We start from the raw sequence: 18,442 nt of genomic DNA on the forward strand, positions 1-18,442 counted from the left end.
TAGCAAATTAAAACCTAACCGGCTTCCCGGCAGGCAGGCAGAGAATTTCTGAGGCAGGAGCGAAGCGAACCGGCTCAGTAATTTTCGCAAGTAATCGAGTATAGATATTTACCTACAGCCAATATTGGCTCATGATTTCACTTCATTTTTTTAAAAATCATTGACATAGTCGGTCTGTCAATTGCTTTCATATCAATTAATTTAAATGACTTAACCATTTTCAGGGTTGTTGTTTTGTAGTACTTAAAATGGGGTGTTTCCAAATGAGATTTATATGCTGTTTGGTCTGCGTAAATTTCCAATATTCTTATTTCAGTCGGATTTTCTGTTTGATACATAGGATAAATGGAAATCACATCTGGTTCTAATTCCATCGAAGCTTTTGCCTCTTCTTTTAGTATTGTTACATATTCATCAAGGTATTCAGGTACGATTTCAATTTCCGAGATTCTAATCATCATTTTATCAGAATTGAATTTTTTATTTTGTGGTTTTTCCTTCCCGCAAGACATACAAAGAACTGTGGTGAGTAATATCAGGCATATTTTTTTCATATTTTGTTTTTTGAGCTTGCAGGTAATGCGTCTGAATATGAAAAGCAGCAGATTTTAAATGTGATACTTTCCCGGTAAAAGAAAGATAATAAAAATGCACAAACCAAATGGCTTACGCTAATACTTCTATTTTTTATATACCATATTGCAGGAATTTATGTGAGTCAGGACCTATATTTTGGTTTATTTTAAATAAGTCTTGCTGGTCCCGTTTCCTTTGGTATTATTACGAATTATTCATTCGCTGGCCGTATTCCAAAAATCAATAAATATCCTATCATCCAGAATTCTCCAACTGTAGCAGGAATGGTTAAATAACTTACCAGGGGGCTTTCAACTCCAATGTAATTAATTGTAGTACTTATCAAGTAGCCGATACCACCGGCAATCAGGGTCCACCCCAACCATACAGGCATTCTTTTTGTGCTTGTTATAATGTATCCCAACGGGATAAGCCAAAGTCCAAAGAAAAGCCCACCGACACCCCAGGCATTTGTAATTAAACTACTTAAAAGTTCAATTAATATTACTTTGTCATCAAGCGATTGAGAAGAATGTGCAATTTTAATGGCAGAACCCATTGAAATTGCACTAATCATAATAGCTACCGAGTTGACCATACCCCAAATACCAACTGACCATGCTGCCCACTCATTTATATCTCTAAACAACCTGTAAAACCATACTGCAGTAAGCGCTTGTGAAACAATAATGGCAAATTCCAATAGAAGTCGGGTTCTGGCAAGGGATTCAAGGTCAATCAGATTTGTTAATGTTTTCTGAGCGTCTTCTGAGTCAAATACCTGAGAGTGAAATATAAGAAATCCCAAAATGCCTGAAATTGCCATGGTTAAGTACCATATTCCTGCGGTTCTTGCTATCCTTACCAATTCACTTTGTTTGTGTTTTGAGTTCATATTATTTATCTGCTTTTTATGAATATTCCTCTCTCGGCCATTTCCATGCCTGTGATATGATTATTGCAAAAACTACAATTTCAACGAAGTTGAATATAACAAAAAATAACTGCCATTCATTATCGATACTAGAAACTATAATTAGAATGGAAATACACGCATATATGGATGCAATAACGATGTTCAACCACTTATTGATTTGCGGTTTTAGAAAAATTGAAAGAAATATCATCAAGGTTGGAATAATTAAAATCACAGAAAAAGTGACTAAAATCCCGGGTGATGTAGGTCCCATTGGAGTTTGAAGCTTCATCATTCTCTCCAATTTCTCTGGGGTCATTAACCGAAAATAGTCGGCATATATGTACAGAAACATCAAAGCTGTCCAAAGAACTGTTAGTTTAACTTTTATGTTAATACTATAATTGGTCAATGGCTTAGGACTGGTCCTTTTTAAACTCATGTTTGTTTTATTTTAGCATTTGGTGTTAAAATATGACGATAAATTGGGATTGTTGTTACAGATTCACTCCTTCATTTTTAAATGTCACATTCTCTGTTTTTATTGAGTCTGTTGATTGTGCTTTTACCTGAAATGATAGAAAAAAATAATAGTCCAGATAAAAAGAAAAAATTCTTCAAATATTTAGTTGTTATAGTGTCAATCGAAATCCAATTCTTTTTGGTTAAAATATATTTCATCATTTCTTTAGCGTTTTTTTGAAGGCATTGCCTATAACGGTCTCGGCTATGAGTAGTTGCGAGGATTTTCAGAAGTAGGCGAGAACAAGCAATTACTTATAGCCATCTTAAGTTTGTAATAGTTTTATTTTTTAATAATATCACTTTCTCATGGAATTATTAATTGTTTTCTCTGATAAGTTTGAATTCGCTTCCTTTCTTCCATTTTGGAAAAGAATTTTCGTTGGCCAGTTTAAAACCAACTTGAAATAAAAGCTGTGCATCAAATTGAACACCACTTAACTCAGTGGTGTTAGGGTTGTATTCATCTGTAGGTTGATGATAAATATTTTTTCTGTAATTTTCATTCCATTGTTTGATTTTATCAATGTTTGAATTAAAACCTTCATAAGATCCTTTGGCATAAAGTGCAGGAATACCAATTTTTGCAAAATTAAAGTGATCTGATCTAAAGAAAGAACCTGCTTCAGGTTTTGGATCAGGATTTATGTAACGACCTTGGGCTATAGCAGCTTCTTCTGCATAATCGTCTAATTCTGATTGACCATAACCAATAACAGTGAGGTCTTTCTTTGCCTCTGGGCTATTAAAAGCATCCATATTAATATTTGCTACGGTTTTTTTCGGGTTGAAAATAGGGTTTTCGGCATAAAAAGCTGAACCTAATAAACCTTGTTCTTCTCCAGTTACTGCCATAAAGACAATAGAACGTTTTGTTACATTACTTTTCCTGAACGCTTCTGCTATAGCTAATAAACCTGCAGTTCCAGATGCATTATCTACAGCACCATTATAAATTGAATCACCTTCGATAGCTTTACCAATACCAAAATGATCCCAATGTGCAGAGTAAATTATAAATTCATCTTTTCTTTCAGTACCAGGTATAAGTGCTACTACATTCTTAGAAACGTCTTTCTTAATTTTATTTTTAATGTTTACAGAAACGTTTAAATTTAACGGAATTGGTTTAAAGCTTTTATTTCTAGCTATGGTTTTATAATCTTGCTCTTTCATGGAAGAAGCATCAAACATTTTTTCAGCACTTTCACCGCTTATCCATGATTCGACATTTAAAAGGGGCAAATCACTTTCTATTATTAAATGAGCGCCACTCCCACTAGATTCTATTACATTCCATCCATAAGAAGCTGGTTCGGTATCATGAATTATAATTAGTCCATCAGCACCTTGCCTAGCAGCTTCCTCATATTTATAAGTCCAACGTCCATAATAAGTCATTTCATTACCTTTAAATAAGGTTGAATCACCAGATTTAAAACCTGGGTCATTAATTAAAACTACAGCTGTTTTGCCTTTCCAGTCGATATCTTCATAATCATTCCATCCATATTCTGGAGCAACAATTCCATAACCTGCAAAAACAAGTTCAGAATTTTCAAGACTAACTTCAGTCACGGTTTTATTTGTCGTGGCTACAAAATCTTTTAAGAGTTTCAAATTGAAACTTCCATTTTTACCAGAAATCACCATATTTTCAGAAGGAGTTCCTGTTATTTCTATCATAGGAACATCTTGAAAAAAACTATCACCATTTCCTGGTAAAAGCCCCAGTTTCTCAAACTCATCTTTTAAATAATTCACGGTTTTTACTTCTCCTTCAGTAAATGGTTTTCTCCCTGCGAATTCATCTGATGCTAACCGTTCAATGTGATTACCAATAGTTGTTTGATCTACTTCAACTATGTTTATTTTTAACTTTTTGTCGTTTTTACAACTGCTAAAAAGCACTGCTGCTGCTGCTAAAATTTTTAAATAATTTTTTATCATTTGTAATTTAAATTAAATGTGTGGTTTAATTATTGCCAACGGTTTGTATATGAAGCGTAGCCCTAAGGGTATGCGCCATACACGGTGTTATGGGCATCATTTTTCTACTAATGGCTAAGCTCACTAACCTCAAGTTCAATCTTTATTTTTTCTTTATCATGTATAATCTGAAGACCATCATTTATTGAGTCGTAATCAGAAATAATTAGGATGTAATAATGAACCCCTTTATGCAACATTGTAATGATCTGTTCCTTGGAACTGTCAATATCAGGTAGCCAATCTAATTTTGCTTTTAATCGAGCATACTCATCACCATCCTTTTGGAGAATAGCGACCTTAGTACCTAGCGAACTTTTCCATTTTGAAATATTGTCGTGATTCACCCCTTTTTCATCATTTATAGAACGCATAGCGAAGTGGGAGAAAAATGGAGCAAAAACTTTATTTCGGTCCGAGTAAGCTTCACTCATCAAAATATTTACGTTGCTGATGTTAGATTGAATATCTGTCAAGTCCTCAGGAAAATCTTCTTCGTAAACCTCTAGATACCTATCTATAAATAAAGAATCAATGGTTCGATCTTTATGTAGGTATTCAGCGACTAAGGGGAAAATAGATTTTGCTACCTTATTGACTTGTGGTACATCGTACCAGTTACCCTCATCGGCTTTTCCTGTAATGTACTGGTAATAAAAGCCCTGTCCAAGTGCAGTGGCTAAGGATTCATCCAATACGCGGTATCCTATTACTTTGTATGGAGACTGGTGGTTTAAAGAATATTTTTCTAATTTATTCTGTAAATCGACTGGCTGATTTTTATAAAGAATATGATCTAATTCATGAAAAACCACACCTAAATCCTCTGCTATATCTCTCCCTTCTCTAATATGCACTGAATAGGTCAATACATTACCATCCGGAGAAGCTATTTCAATGATATTTTTTTCAACTTCAGGTAAGGGTAGTACATAGACAATCATGGGGAAATTATTATTCCAATTTGTCCCGTAAAAGTTTATTGCCTTTTCAAATACTTTGTTGAAATCACCTTTAGAAGCTTCTCTGGTAAGTTCTTCAATATATGTTTCAAGGGCTTCTTCATTTGGTTTCCATAATAATTCTTCGTGAAGATCTTGCAAATTAATTAAGCTTTCTGCTATGCTATTGATGTCATTTACTGGTAACATTCCAGCAATGCCTAATTTAAACTCATTGATGTCGGCTGAGTTAGCCGCTGCCACTTTTAATAATTGCCATAATTGAACGTTATAATTTCTATATTCTGGATACCCTTTAAAAGTATAGGAGTAGAAAGTATTAATATTCTTGATTGTTTTGATCGCCCTGATTAGATCCTTATTTTTTGCATACTCACTTTGATCAAAGGCCATTTTTATCGTGGGAGATGCAGCTGGGGAACCAACTAGACCTTGTGCAAACATATAAAGCGAGTAAAACTTGTTGGTCTTAAAGTTGATTTGCTGATCAGCTATATCAATATCCTGTGCGTTTAACTTTAAGACAGTGGCTACACTAATTATGATTATAAAAATTTTTCTTCTCATTTTTTTAAATTGAGTTTTACATCATGAATGAAAAAGTCATTAATAATAGAACTAGGATATTGCCCATAACGGTTTGTATATGAAGCGTAGCAACCGAATGGGAGATATGATTTCATATACATTGTTGTGCTTTCATTATTTAGCTTACTAAGCTTTGCTAAAAGCACGATAGCCTCTTCCTTAACTTATCTTTTATTGACTGTTCAACTCCATATAATCAAACACCAAATTACACAAGGCATTGACACCAGTCTTAAACGCACTATCATCCATGAGGAATTGTGGCGTATGATGGTCTCCGACGGTTTTTGGATCTCTACCTTTGGTCGTTGCGCCAACGAAAAAATATAGTCCTGGTACTTTTTGGGCAAAGAATGAAAAATCCTCTGCACCTGTAGTGGGAGGGATCAAAATCACATTTTCCTTTCCAGCGGTTTTCTCCAAAGTTGGTAACATCAAACTCGTTAACTTTTCATCATTATACGTGACCGGAAAATGAGTGGAGTACGGAAGTTCAATCATTGCGGTCGTTCCACCGGCACGTGCAGTCAATTCAGTAATCTCTCTGATTCTTTTAAGCACAAAGGCCTCGTCTTCATTGGTAAATGTTCTGATCGTGCCCAACATTTCTACCTGTTCTGGTATGATGTTACTGCGATTCCCACCATTGATAGCTCCAATAGTTACCACAGCCGGGTTATTGGTTAATGTAACGTTGCGACTTACAATAGTTTGCAGGCTTGTAATAATTTGAGCCGAGACCACAATTGGATCAATACCAACCCAGGGATATGCGCCATGTGCTGGGGTTCCTTTAACGGTAATTTTCATGTCATTGACGCCTGCCATTATACCTGCGGGTCGGTATGCAATTGTACCCACTTCGTAGAAAGCATCCAAATGCAGTCCGAAAATAACATCCACCTGCGGATTTTCGAGAACCCCTTCCTTTATCATTAATGATGCACCCCCTTCTTCGCCTGCTGGGGCACCTTCTTCGGCCGGTTGAAAGATAAATTTTACGGCACCCTTTAAATCGGTCTTCATTGCTGAAAGTATTTCTGCAACTCCCATTAAAATAGCGACGTGACCATCGTGTCCGCAGGCATGCATTACCGAAGTTTCATTGCCATTATAAGTGGTTTTTACTTTCGATGCATATGGTAAATTATTCTTCTCTTCAACAGGCAAGGCATCCATGTCTGCTCGAAGTGCTACAACGGGACCAGGCTTATCCCCTTTGAGAATCCCAACAACGCCAGTCATACCTACTTTTGTTTGTACATCTATACCAAGTGATTCTAAATGTTTGGCTATTAGAGCCGCTGTACGAAATTCACGATTTCCCAATTCTGGATTTTGGTGTATATCGTGTCGCCAATCGATAACTTTCTGCTCTATCTTATCAGCTATTTTATTAACCACTTTACTGTGGTCTTTGAATTGGGCAAAAGCTAAAGTCGTAAAAAGCATTAATATGAACAACGATAAAGTTTTTATAGGGTATTCAAAGTGTGATTTGTTGATTTTTATTTTCATTTATTCAGTATATTATGGATTAAGTGTTTTTTGAAAGTATTTAAACATTTGTTGTTGATTGGTATTTCAATTTATGGGAAGGTAGGATAATTAATTAACTCGAGTTTTAGATAATGAAGCACAACGGTGTGGGTATGAGTAGTAGCTCTCCCCTGATGTTGATTATATTTTATTTGTTTTTACTTTGATCTTCCTTGTGTTACGAATTAAAGCTATTGCTTATACCCGTCTTAAGTTTGTAATAACTATATTTCATTTGCTTTTAAAACTCTTAAGAAATTACTTCCGAGAATTTTGACAATATCTTTTTCGTTGTATCCTTTTTCTAATAATGCTTTAGTAATTACAGGATATGTTGAAACATCATCCAATTGTAGAGGAGTAAGATTAATTCCATCAAAGTCGGATCCCAGACCAACATAATCTACACCAACCAGTTTAACAATATAATCTATATGATCAATCAACTTAGATAATGGTGGTCTCATCAGTTCTGCTTCAGTTGTATATTTTTTATATAGGTAATCCATCATATACCATTCATCCATTCCGCTATTCATGAGAGAATCACCTTCAATAGAGTACTTTTCAAGAAAGGCCATTTCTTTTTCACCAAAACTATTGTCAATAAAACCAGGATGAAAGTTTATCATAATGACACCACCATTGGTGGCAATTGCTTTTATTTGATCATCTTTTAAATTTCGACGGCTCGGGACAAGACTATAGACCGAGCTATGAGAAGCAATAATTGGCTTGTTGGTAATCTTAATAACATCCCAAAATGTCTGATCGCCAGAGTGACTCACATCTATCATCATTCCTAATTCATTCATTTTAGTTACAACCTGTATTCCAAAATCTGTTAGTCCTTTTTGTGGAAGGTTTGGATTTGTTGTTTCATCTGCAGCGCTAGTTGCCCAAGAAGGAGCTACATTATGAGTTAAAGTTAAATATCTAGCGCCACGTTTATAGAGAGCTTCTAATTTATTAAGGTCATCTTCAATCATATGACCACCTTCAACACCAAACATTGCTGCAATTTTATTTTCATTTATAGCTTTTAAAATCATATCAGAGTTGGCAACTTTAATAATCTTATTTGGGTTACGAGCTATTGCTGCATCTAGACTGTCCATTTGCCTATTGGCTAATGTAAATGCATTTTCCACACCTCCATCGCTATACACAGAAAATATTTGAACATCTAAACCTCCCTTTTTCCAACGGTTCAAATCGCTGTGTGTTTTCCCTGTTAAATCTTGATCTAACATTATTCCTAAGTCCGCAGTTTTCATCAGTATGTCATTGTGGGTGTCAATTACAATTGCCTCATTATGAATCTCTATAAATGTTTTAGATTCAGATTCTTTATCTGGTGAAGATTTACAAGATGATAAAACAATAAGCAGGACAATAAAATATCTCATAGATTTAAATTTAGAATTTTGGTTTTTAATTACTGCCAACGTTTATGTATAAGATTAGTTGCGTGGTTTAAGCACCTAATTTAGCAAATACAAACCGAATAGAAAATCGGCGATACACGAGCGAAGCGAACTGGCGCAGCAATTTTCGTAAGCAGGCTTGCTCTAGCAATTAATTTTATACGGTGTTGTGCTTAGTTGTTTAGTGAATTCTGAATTTCACCTATCTAAGTTGAATTTGATTTGTCGGTAAAGAATTCTCCAATTAACAGGGACAGCAATCAATAACGAAACTCAATACCCGGCTGCCTGACCGTCTTTTCGGCTTTCGGAAGCGCCTCGATAGACTTTGTTAATGCTATCCCACATGATGCCCTGATAGCCACCATATGACCCTCCATGAATGACCTTGTGTCTTCTGGATCTCAAGCCTCGAATGGTCTCATATGAGATGCCGGATTCCACATAAACTTCTCCCGATCCATTGGCTTCTTCTCCTGTAGGAGATGAGGAGCCTCGATGCTCCCAGCGTGGGGCATCACCTGCCTCTTGCATATTCATGCCAAAGTCAATCAAATTCATTACGATCTGTGTGTGTCCCTGTGGCTGGAAGTCTCCACCCATCACGCCAAAACTCACCCAGGGCTGACCATCTTTGGTAATGAATGCAGGGATGATCGTATGAAAAGGTCTTTTGCCCGGCTCATAAGTATTGGCCTGTCCTTCCTTTAAGGAAAACAGTTCACCCCTGTCTTGCAGCATGAATCCAAGTTTTGGTGGTACCATACCAGATCCCATGCCTCTGTAGTTGCTTTGAATGAGTGATACCATATTGCCATATTTATCTGCTGTGGTCATGTAGATAGTTTCCCCGATACTAATCTCACCAGCGCCGTATTTTCCGGCGCGATCGCCTATTTCTTCTTTCCTTTTCTTGGCGTATACATCCGAGATAAGTTCTGCTACGGGTACATTGGCAAAGTCCATGTCTGCGTAGTATTTTGCACGATCTTCAAAAGCTAGTTTTTTTGCTTCAGTAAAAAGGTGCAAATGCTTTTCGCTACCAAATTCAATAGCTGAAAAATCATACTCCTCCAAGATTTGAAGCATTTGTAATGCCGCAATACCTTGCCCATTGGGAGGGAGTTCCCAAACATCATATCCTCTATAGTTGATGGAAACTGGCTCCACCCATTCGGATTGATGGGTTGCCATATCTTCCATAGACAGAAATCCGCCTTTTTCCTTAATGAAACTAGTGATAGTTCTGGCGATTTCTCCTTTGTAAAAGGCATCGCGTCCCTGCTTAGCTATGGTCCTGTAAGTATTTGCCAGGAACGGATTTTTATAGATTTCCCCTTCTTGAGGTAGTTTTCCTCCATTTTGATCTATATAAGTGGCCTTGATATTGTCATATCCCGATGCTTCAAATCGATTGACCGACCCAAGATAATAACCTATGAGCTGTGTAAGCGGAAAGCCTTCCTCTGCATAGTTGATAGCAGGCTGAAGGATATCAGCCATATCCATAGTTCCAAACTTTTTCGAAAGTTCAAACCAGCCATCAACAGCTCCGGGTACACTAACTGGAAGCGGCCCGTAGGCTGGTATTTTCTCCATGTTTTCCTTTTGGAAATACTCCAACGTCAAACTTTTTGGAGACCTCCCACTGGCGTTGAGTCCATAGAGTTTCTGGGTTTTGGCATCCCAAATGATAGCGAATAAGTCACCACCGATTCCATTTCCGGTTGGTTCCATCAGTCCTAAGGCTGCGTTTGCGGCTATTGCAGCGTCGATAGCATTGCCTCCTTTTTGTAAAATATCTACACCCACCTGTGTAGCTAGTGGATGACTGGTGGCCACCATACCATTTTTAGCGATAACTTCAGAGCGTGTTGCGAATGATTTGCCGACCAGACGGTCCTGCGCCTGAAGAGAGAAAGAAAAGATGAAAACGAAGATGGGTAGTGAGTATTTCATAAAGATTAGTAATTGGAATAAGGTATAAATATTTTTAGAAACTTTAAATAAGCAGATTTTATATGGAATTTTATCATTGGTTGGTCATGATTAAGCAGAACTAGTTAATAAAGTGTATATAGTGTTTATACGCAATTATCCGCATACGCTGTCATCCTTTTCTATTATTGACTTTCTACTCAATAATTACGTTAAAAGGGCTTTTTATTTTTGCGAGAGAGCGACTTCTTACTTGAGCATATATTTTTTAAAACCAAAACAGCACTGTCTGATAAGATGGTTGTTCTATCTTTCTTGCCCTTACCTACCCTGACGAAGATAAGTTTTTTATCATAATTTAAATCCTTAACTTAAATAGCAGCATCAAAGATTTGGATAATGACCATTTATTTTATGGTTTCAACAATAAAAGCTGGCTGATAGACTAAACATCATCATTTTGATTCATGGACTAAATTAGAGTTCCAATTGTGAATATTCATGTAAATTGCCTAGCAGCAATTTTACATTTTCTCGCATAAAAAGACGTTCAATTATGTTCGATTTTATATGTAGCCGGATTAACTGCGTTGATCCCAATTATGGGCTCTTAACAACAAAAAGAAAAGCCCATCGGGGTTTGAATTTTTATTTCTTTCAGCGATGATATTAAGGGATTATGTTCCATGATCCCTAAATGGTGCCCCTAACAACAAAAAAGAAAAACCACGCTAAAAGCGTGGTTTGAATTTTTATTTCTTTCAGTGATAATATTAAGGGATTATGTTCCATGATCCCTAAATGGTGCCCCTAACAGCAAAAAAGAAAAACCACGCTAAAAGCGTGGTTTGAATTTTTATTTCTTTCAGTGATAATATTAAGGGATTATGTTCCATGATCCCTAAATGGTGCCCCTAACAACAAAAAAGAAAAACCACGCTAAAAGCGTGGTCATTTTTATTCCCTAAAATTTTATTCTCAAACTTCGTTTGGCCCAAAATATTTGGGAATAAAAAAAGCCTTCTACCGAAGGCTTTTCTTTTTTGTTGTGGAGCTACGGGGATTCGAACCCCGGACCTCTTGACTGCCAGTCAAGCACTCTAGCCAACTGAGCTATAGCCCCATAAACTGTAAATACAGGATTTACAACACTTTTCTATTTCTCATAGAAAAAAATAGAAGTGCAAATATATACAATTGTATACATTTTACTACAAAAACCCACCACAAAAACCCACCACCAATTTAATTCATAAAAAAAACTTAAACATTGATGACATAGACCTTCTAAAAAATTTTTACATCCCTTTAATAGAAAACCCAAAGTACATTTAGTACTTTTGAAAATAATCATTTTTAAATGAACTTCGAGAATAAGCCAAAATTGGGATTAGGAATTTATACTGCATCTGAAATTGCACAAATACTTCGTGTTCCTTACAGAAAAGTTTATACCTGGATGAACAAATACTGGGATGGTAAACTTGGTGAAGAGTATGACACTAAATACTCCTGGCAGATGCACGGCACAAGGGCTGTAAGTTTTCATACATTCATCGAATTTTACATAATGATGCGGTTTTCCGAAGCGGGTGTTCCACCTAGAAACGTATTAAAAGCGCATTCTGAATTAGTACAGATGTATAATACTGCTTTCCCTTTTGCCTTAAAGGAAGTTCTAATGGGTATACATAGTGATGGAAAACAAATTTATTTAAGAACCAAAAAAGGAATTATTGAATTAAATGGCACAAAGCAATTTAACCTTGAAATAATTCAATTGTTTTTTGTTAATCTAGAATTTGATAAAGATAATTTGGCTTCTCGTTTTTGGCCTATGGGTAAAAACAAATCCATTTTAGTAGACCCAAAGCGAAGATTTGGTCACCCTATTATTGATGGTAAAAACATAGAGCCAGGAATAATTCAAAATCATTATAAAGCTGGAGACCCCGTCAAATATATTGCCCATGTTTACCAATTGTCTGAAGAAGAAGTGAATCACGCTTTAGAATATTGTAGTGCGGCATGATTATCTATTTGGACGAAAATATGCCACCCCATTTAGCCAAAGGATTCCAAATCATTCAATTTCCTGAAGGCTTAAAAACCAATCTAAATATAGAAGTTAAATTTTTACCCGATACATTTGGACATGGAAGTAAAGATGTTGATTGGATTCCAAAAGTTGGAAAAGAAGGAAGTTGTGTCATCACACAAGACATTAATATTTCAAAAAGACAAGATGAATTGGATTTGTTTCAAAAACATAAAGTAGGTATCTTCTTTTTAAAAGGTCCGAGTAAAAAAAAGGGGTTAAGCATATGGGAAATGACTCAAGCCTTAGCTAAGAATTGGGATGAAATTTGTCATATAGCAACTGCTCATAAAAAGCCATTTGGATACGAGTTTAGTTTAACAAGAAAAATGAAGAAGGTTATTTAAATGAAAAAGGAAACGTTTTAGATTAATTTACATTTTTATATTTAATCCTGACCCATTTATATAATTCAACGAACAGTATCACCAGCAAAACAATAATTCCTATAACCATTTTTAGTACCGTTCCGATTACCGATACACTGTCACCAAATGAGGACGTATTAGAATTAAGTTGAGCACCTCTAAATGCCCTAGTCCAATGTTCAGCTTCCAAATCAAATTTAATTTGATTAGAGACACTATTGTCGTTTGGTCTGAATTTGTAATCTTGGGTGGTCATATTATAGGATTTAATGGTAATGAATCTAATTGTTTATACAAGGATAACAAAATTATATAATTGATGCAAGAACCTGGTAATCATATTGTTACCATTCGTAAAAAATAAATCAAAATTATACTGTCAAATACTATCCTGTGAGCTCCCAGGGATTGATTTAAGAGCTTTTCTCTGTAAATAAACCAAATAGTATTGAACAAAAAATAGAGCTCTTTAATCCAATACATCAAGTCTTATTCTTATTTAGATATTTGCTATTTATTATTATATGGATATCGAAACTAATAGTAATAAAATTGCATGTCAATCAGTAGATTTCGATTTTAAGAAAGAATTGGAGTTACTCAAACAAAAGGCTCATATGATAAATGCTGAACCATCAACTAGAGACCTAATTCATAAAATCTTCCCACTGAAGTTTTGACCACCCAAATTTTGGTGGTTTTGGTGACGGTGGAGGTGGAGCTACTTTGGTAGATGGCCTAGGTTTTTTGATTGGTCTGGATGGTTTTGACTTTAATGATGGTAATGCGGGTCCATTTTTAGCCCCATTCATAAATGCCACCACTCGACCATCTATATCTCTAAAGAAACTTTGGTTCAGAATTCCACTGTAGGTAGCATTGGAATTATAAACGGCATGACCAATGAAAAAACCAATGAAATTACCTTTTATATCATATAGGTCTTTACCATTGAGCCAAGCAACAACTTGGCCTTGTCTGTTATAAATTGCTTGCATCTTTTATTTTTTTGATTTTGATTCCATCTGATTCAAGGTTATTTCCCAGTACGCCCCAATACAGACCATTCATATCTTTGTTCATCTCTTTACATATATAGAATATGGCGGCCAATTCATAATCATAGCGTTGTACATCTATAACACCTATAGGTTCTAATCCTTGTAAGAGTTCTTTTACTTGGTAAAGCTTAAGGTCTGTTTTTAGTACAGCATGATTATGATTTCCATTATTAACTGAATAGGTCTCTGTGGTGTAGAACATTCGAGTATTGCCAGAGGTGCTATTAACTTCTATCTTACCGTAAAGCTCGTTCATAAGGGTAACACACTCCATTTTGGTTTTAGGCTCCTGATAAGTCACTGTTACAAAGTAATCCCAATTTAAAAATGATAAGTGTTGTTCTAACGTATCGTTACGATGCATACACTCGATGGTATTAGATAGGCTTCTGTTTCTTTGTATAAGGTCAAAGAGTTCAGGGCTGGTGAATTGTTCCATCATTTTGAAACTGTACTTGTAAGGTTTGGATTTCATTTTAAACCAATCCAAATCTGGATTCTCCTTGAGTAGCCTATCCCTTCTTCTTTCCAATGTTCTGACGGATATATTATTTATACTGCTAAATTCTTTTGCCGTGTACCAATTTTTTAACTTCATAATCTTTAATTTTTACTATTAGCCGTAAAGACTCAATACAAGGTTTCTTGTACTTATATAATTAACCATACGTCATTTGTCCAGAAAGTCAATAGTTTTCCTTAAAATTTTTATAATATTTTATTTGGACAATTGTCGTAATGCTTCTTGGAGCGTTTTGATAGCCCCCAATTATAAATATGTTTGTTAGTCCAAAAAAGTGACTATTGTCAGAATAAATTTATAAGGGAAGGTACTAGGGAGGCATTTGACAGATTGTAATACGCTGATAATAGGGATTCTATGATGGGGTGCAGGTCTGTTAGAAATATGATATTTTATTAAAATTTATTTCAATGGGTCCGTCTAACCCCACTGCGTTAACGTGCTGGCAGGGCATAATTTTGATTAGGTTATTTTCAAACCAGTATCCTGACGGAATTCATAATGTTAAGCCAATAGATTTGCACCCCTTAAGATATGTTTTATTACTTCTAAGGTAAATCCATTACCGATGGCATGAGCTGCTGGTGTTTTCTTCAATAGCCTAGTATAACCATCAGGTAAGGTCTGAAGTCGTTCCAGTTCTTTTATGCTGAATAGTCTGAATAAGGATTTAACAGTATTATCATCCATTGTATCTATTGTTGATAGCTTTTGTTTCTTGGTCAGCTCAGCAAATGATTTATCTAAATAAACCACGTTACCCAGGGATTTGTTAAGGTATCGAATCAGCCCTTTTTTAGTGTGGGGCACATTTTTGGTCAGCACACAATTGGATTTGATTCTATCGGTATATCCATTGGTGATATTATCGTTTAATATGATTTGTTTATCGTCTGGAATGGTTATCGGTATATTGCTCCAATAGATACGGTGTCGATTCTGGGCACTTACCATATTAGAGTTCATTGAAATGCCCTTTACTCCCAGAAGCTTATCAAATAGGCTCCTATCTGTCCTAGACATAGACCCAACATTTTCAAATAAAAAATATTTAGGTTTAACCTCTTCCAATAACCTCAGCGCATGAAAAAATAAGGATGATTTTTTACCATGTAATCCCTGACGGTTTTTTCGTATACTCGAAAGGTCCTGACAAGGGGAACCACCAATCAATAAATCAATTGGTGGTAATGATGTACCATCAATATTTATAATATTACCCAGTTGAAATGTATCTGGAAAATGATGTTGACTAACCTCGATACAATTTTTATCAATTTCACTAGAAAAATAATTGTTGATGGGAATGTTTAATTCTTTTAATGCTAATTGCGCTACACTAATTCCATCAAATAGTGATAACACGTTGATTCCTGTTTTAATGTTCATTGATTGCTTTACCAATAAATATTTGGCAAAACCTCAACCGACCTTATTTACAACATGATTCAGGAAAAAAAATCACTCATCTCAATAAACATGGGGTTTCCCATAGGATTATAGTTCAAAATAAATTATAAAAGGCTGGCATGGGAACATTTTTCCTCCTATCCTTGTTGAACAACTTTCACTTTTAGTAGTAAGTGAAAGGTACGCTATAAAACACAGTATAATAGATAGTTACATAAAATAGAATATTAACCACTTTCACTTACATCAAAATAGTGGTAATAGTGAAGGATAAAACCAAAAAATTATGGCACTTAAGGGACAGAAAACAAGCTCCGATTTTTTAGAATGGGAAAAGATGAAGACCCTAGTATTAAAATTAGAACGAGATGGTGATTACAAATTTGCATTATTAATTGCAACGGGTTCCTATATTGGATTAAGAATATCAGACCTTCTTCAGCTCAAATGGGAACGGTTATTGAATCAAGATACTTTAACGATTACAGAAAAGAAAACTGGTAAGACCAGAACCATCACGGTCAATCCAGAACTTCAAGAAATCCTGAACCGTTTGTATATAAAGATGGAAGCCGCACCTGAACAATATTTATTTGTGAATCGTTTTGGTAAAAAACCAATTTCGGTACAACATGTGAACACCAAGTTGAAGGAAATTTTTACTCATTATAACATACCTGGTAGATTTTCTAGTCACTTTATGCGAAAAACCCTTGGTCGGAGAGTATGGCAGATGAATAAGTATAGTGACCAAGCTTTATTATTGTTATCACAACTATTTAATCACTCATCAACCTCAACCACAAAGATATATTTAGGAATTAGGGAACAAGAAATTAGTAATTTGTATCTAAGTGTTTAAAATATTTTAAAACCTTTATATGAAAGAGTTTTTAACTTTTCTGCATATCATTTATAATAAAAGACATGTTGTAATATCGTAAATATATTGAATATAACTTGTTTAATTCAATAATAAATGTTATATTTGCATAAAATATATGAAAATACAACAATATTCAATATATGAATGATAACTATAAGCATTGGACCACTGAACTTTTAACCCTATTTGGGATGTGGTTATGGGAAGAAGAAGAGTATGGTCATGCACTATTATGCATCCATGGACCACAGTGGGGTTATAAGATAGGTCAACAACTCAAATTATCATGGGAAGATGTGTTCAATGATGATTGGGGTGAATTTAAACATGAGCTGGAATTAGAAGACAATTCCGAAATTGTCAGACCAATTACGGGCAAGGCTTTGGAATATCTTGAGAAGGCCTTTAAAATGCTAAAAGAGAGAAATGAAGGTGATAGTATTTATTTGAATTATAGAACGGGAAAACCTTTGACGACTTCAACGCTTAACAGAGAGTTAAAAAAGCATAGTGACCAATTTTTATATGAATTAACCGAGAAACTAGGCTATGAAATAAAATTAAAGCCATTGAAATCAAATGCTTTTCAGATTGCTTGGGTACTCAAAATGTTGGACCGTTATCGCTATTCAAAAAAATGCATGATAGAAATGTCTAAATTCATGGGGCATCGTACCTTAAAAGATACCATCGAATTGATAGAGATTGAACCAATGGAAAAGATTATTTATGATTTTCTTGGCAGTGAAATGTGCAGAACTACTTCTGATATATTACAAGACAAAGAACAACTATCAATATATGTTAATGACGCAATAAACGATAGTTATACTGAATTTAAGAAGAGTATAACTCACCTATAAACAACCCCATATATCAACATCTAAAAATTCAGAAGTTTCCTGAAGGAGGATATTTATGACCTAAACAGAACGAAAATAATTTATAACCAGAGTAGTTAAATTACACAACTAATCACAAAACCATGAGATTATGATATACCAAATAGATATGAGAAAAGAAAGCCTATTAGCCGATATAAACTATATGTCAAATTACGTTAATGAAAATGAAGAATTGTTATCATCTGACGGTAATGAAAAATTAGATGAAGCATTTCTAAGAAAGGATGATTTGAATGAAAACTTAGATTCAAATCCAATCGAATTATTATTAGAAGTACATGAATTATATATTGAACTTCAATGTGCATTTGAAGATTATGAAAGTGATATTGAAAATGATTTGATAATATCAGAAGAAGAACGTCATAATAAAGTGCAATTAAGATAATGCTATGTTTATTTCTACATATAGACCACCTTAAATTAGGTGAAATAGCCAAAATGCTTGGCTTGATAGACAATAGGTCAGCTAAAAAATGGCTGACCGATAATGGTATTCCAATTAAGAAAATTGGGGGCAAAAATGTTGTGGACAAATTTACTTTTGAATTCAAGAGGCAACAATTAGTAGTAGAAGACCTAAAAAAAAGTTATCCGAATAACTGGTTCGAGATATATGACGCAAACACAGAAGACAAAGGGATGGTACAAGCTATTCGTGAGTTGTATCCAAATTTGGATTTAATTAAAAAAACAAGTAAGAACCGTATAAAGAAATATATAAAATGATGAGG

General features: G+C 34.9%; 18 protein-coding genes and 1 tRNA gene. 6 read left to right on the forward strand and 13 right to left on the reverse strand.

What is annotated here, in order from left to right; translation table 11 throughout:
• Positions 1 to 137: 137 nt before the first annotated feature.
• From AABB81_RS13550 to AABB81_RS13590, 9 genes are all read right to left on the reverse strand, one after another.
• Complete coding sequence (locus AABB81_RS13550) at positions 138 to 554, reverse strand: putative quinol monooxygenase (protein ID WP_342161093.1); 417 nt, start codon at positions 552 to 554, stop codon at positions 138 to 140.
• A gap of 233 nt (positions 555 to 787) precedes the next feature.
• Positions 788 to 1,471: a DUF4386 domain-containing protein gene (locus tag AABB81_RS13555; protein ID WP_342161094.1), complete on the reverse strand. Its 684-nt coding sequence runs from the start codon at positions 1,469 to 1,471 to the stop codon at positions 788 to 790.
• 16 nt (positions 1,472 to 1,487) lie between these two features.
• The gene (locus AABB81_RS16090; RefSeq protein ID WP_425287346.1) at positions 1,488 to 1,934 is read right to left on the reverse strand and encodes a DUF6326 family protein; all 447 of its coding nucleotides are present in this window, start codon (positions 1,932 to 1,934) and stop codon (positions 1,488 to 1,490) included.
• A gap of 398 nt (positions 1,935 to 2,332) precedes the next feature.
• A complete protein-coding gene (locus AABB81_RS13565; RefSeq protein ID WP_342161096.1) occupies positions 2,333 to 3,964 on the reverse strand; it encodes a M28 family metallopeptidase in 1,632 nt (543 codons plus the stop codon).
• A gap of 107 nt (positions 3,965 to 4,071) precedes the next feature.
• A complete protein-coding gene (locus AABB81_RS13570) occupies positions 4,072 to 5,532 on the reverse strand; it encodes a hypothetical protein (protein ID WP_342161097.1) in 1,461 nt (486 codons plus the stop codon).
• 192 nt (positions 5,533 to 5,724) lie between these two features.
• Positions 5,725 to 7,071 (reverse strand): amidohydrolase, encoded by a 1,347-nt coding sequence (locus AABB81_RS13575; RefSeq protein WP_342161098.1) that lies wholly within the window; start codon positions 7,069 to 7,071, stop codon positions 5,725 to 5,727.
• Between the two features lie 245 nt (positions 7,072 to 7,316).
• Entirely contained in the window at positions 7,317 to 8,501 is a 1,185-nt protein-coding gene (locus tag AABB81_RS13580; RefSeq protein ID WP_342161099.1) for a dipeptidase, read from the reverse strand.
• Positions 8,502 to 8,792: 291 nt separating this feature from the next.
• A complete protein-coding gene (ggt, locus tag AABB81_RS13585) occupies positions 8,793 to 10,478 on the reverse strand; it encodes a gamma-glutamyltransferase (protein ID WP_342161100.1) in 1,686 nt (561 codons plus the stop codon).
• A gap of 1,028 nt (positions 10,479 to 11,506) precedes the next feature.
• Positions 11,507 to 11,580, reverse strand: a tRNA-Ala gene (locus AABB81_RS13590).
• Between the two features lie 261 nt (positions 11,581 to 11,841).
• Here AABB81_RS13590 and AABB81_RS13595 point away from each other — a divergent pair.
• Together AABB81_RS13595 and AABB81_RS13600 are read left to right on the forward strand one after the other, a co-directional pair.
• The gene (locus tag AABB81_RS13595) at positions 11,842 to 12,489 is read left to right on the forward strand and encodes a DUF433 domain-containing protein (RefSeq protein WP_342161101.1); all 648 of its coding nucleotides are present in this window, start codon (positions 11,842 to 11,844) and stop codon (positions 12,487 to 12,489) included.
• A complete protein-coding gene (locus AABB81_RS13600; RefSeq protein ID WP_342161102.1) occupies positions 12,486 to 12,902 on the forward strand; it encodes a PIN-like domain-containing protein in 417 nt (138 codons plus the stop codon). Before AABB81_RS13595 ends, AABB81_RS13600 begins: the two co-directional genes overlap by 4 nt.
• Before the next feature lie 22 nt (positions 12,903 to 12,924).
• Here AABB81_RS13600 and AABB81_RS13605 read toward each other — a convergent pair whose 3' ends face one another.
• The 4 genes from AABB81_RS13605 to AABB81_RS13620 all read right to left on the reverse strand — a co-directional run bounded on the left by AABB81_RS13605 (position 12,925) and on the right by AABB81_RS13620 (position 15,896).
• The gene (locus tag AABB81_RS13605; protein ID WP_342161103.1) at positions 12,925 to 13,179 is read right to left on the reverse strand and encodes a hypothetical protein; all 255 of its coding nucleotides are present in this window, start codon (positions 13,177 to 13,179) and stop codon (positions 12,925 to 12,927) included.
• 391 nt (positions 13,180 to 13,570) lie between these two features.
• Positions 13,571 to 13,921, reverse strand: a complete 351-nt coding sequence (locus AABB81_RS13610) for a 4-fold beta flower protein (protein ID WP_342161104.1) — start codon at positions 13,919 to 13,921, stop codon at positions 13,571 to 13,573.
• Positions 13,905 to 14,582 carry a hypothetical protein gene (locus tag AABB81_RS13615; protein WP_342161105.1) on the reverse strand — a complete coding sequence of 226 codons (678 nt, stop codon included), beginning with the start codon at positions 14,580 to 14,582 and terminating at the stop codon, positions 13,905 to 13,907. Before AABB81_RS13615 ends, AABB81_RS13610 begins: the two co-directional genes overlap by 17 nt.
• 429 nt (positions 14,583 to 15,011) lie before the next feature.
• Entirely contained in the window at positions 15,012 to 15,896 is an 885-nt protein-coding gene (locus AABB81_RS13620) for a DNA cytosine methyltransferase (protein ID WP_342161106.1), read from the reverse strand.
• A gap of 307 nt (positions 15,897 to 16,203) precedes the next feature.
• Between AABB81_RS13620 and AABB81_RS13625 the strand changes: the two genes are divergently transcribed.
• The 4 genes from AABB81_RS13625 (at position 16,204) to AABB81_RS13640 (ending at position 18,437) form a co-directional block, all read left to right on the forward strand.
• Entirely contained in the window at positions 16,204 to 16,779 is a 576-nt protein-coding gene (locus AABB81_RS13625; protein ID WP_342161107.1) for a tyrosine-type recombinase/integrase, read from the forward strand.
• Positions 16,780 to 16,943: 164 nt separating this feature from the next.
• Positions 16,944 to 17,666, forward strand: coding sequence for a hypothetical protein (locus tag AABB81_RS13630; RefSeq protein WP_342161108.1), 723 nt, complete (start codon positions 16,944 to 16,946; stop codon positions 17,664 to 17,666).
• Between the two features lie 130 nt (positions 17,667 to 17,796).
• Positions 17,797 to 18,096: a hypothetical protein gene (locus AABB81_RS13635; RefSeq protein ID WP_342161109.1), complete on the forward strand. Its 300-nt coding sequence runs from the start codon at positions 17,797 to 17,799 to the stop codon at positions 18,094 to 18,096.
• A 53-nt stretch (positions 18,097 to 18,149) separates the two neighbouring features.
• Entirely contained in the window at positions 18,150 to 18,437 is a 288-nt protein-coding gene (locus AABB81_RS13640) for a hypothetical protein (protein WP_342161110.1), read from the forward strand.
• The last annotated feature ends 5 nt before the right edge of the window (positions 18,438 to 18,442 follow it).

The sequence above is a fragment of the Lutimonas vermicola genome, assembly GCF_038433205.1.
Taxonomy (GTDB): Bacteria; Bacteroidota; Bacteroidia; order Flavobacteriales; family Flavobacteriaceae; genus Lutimonas; species Lutimonas vermicola.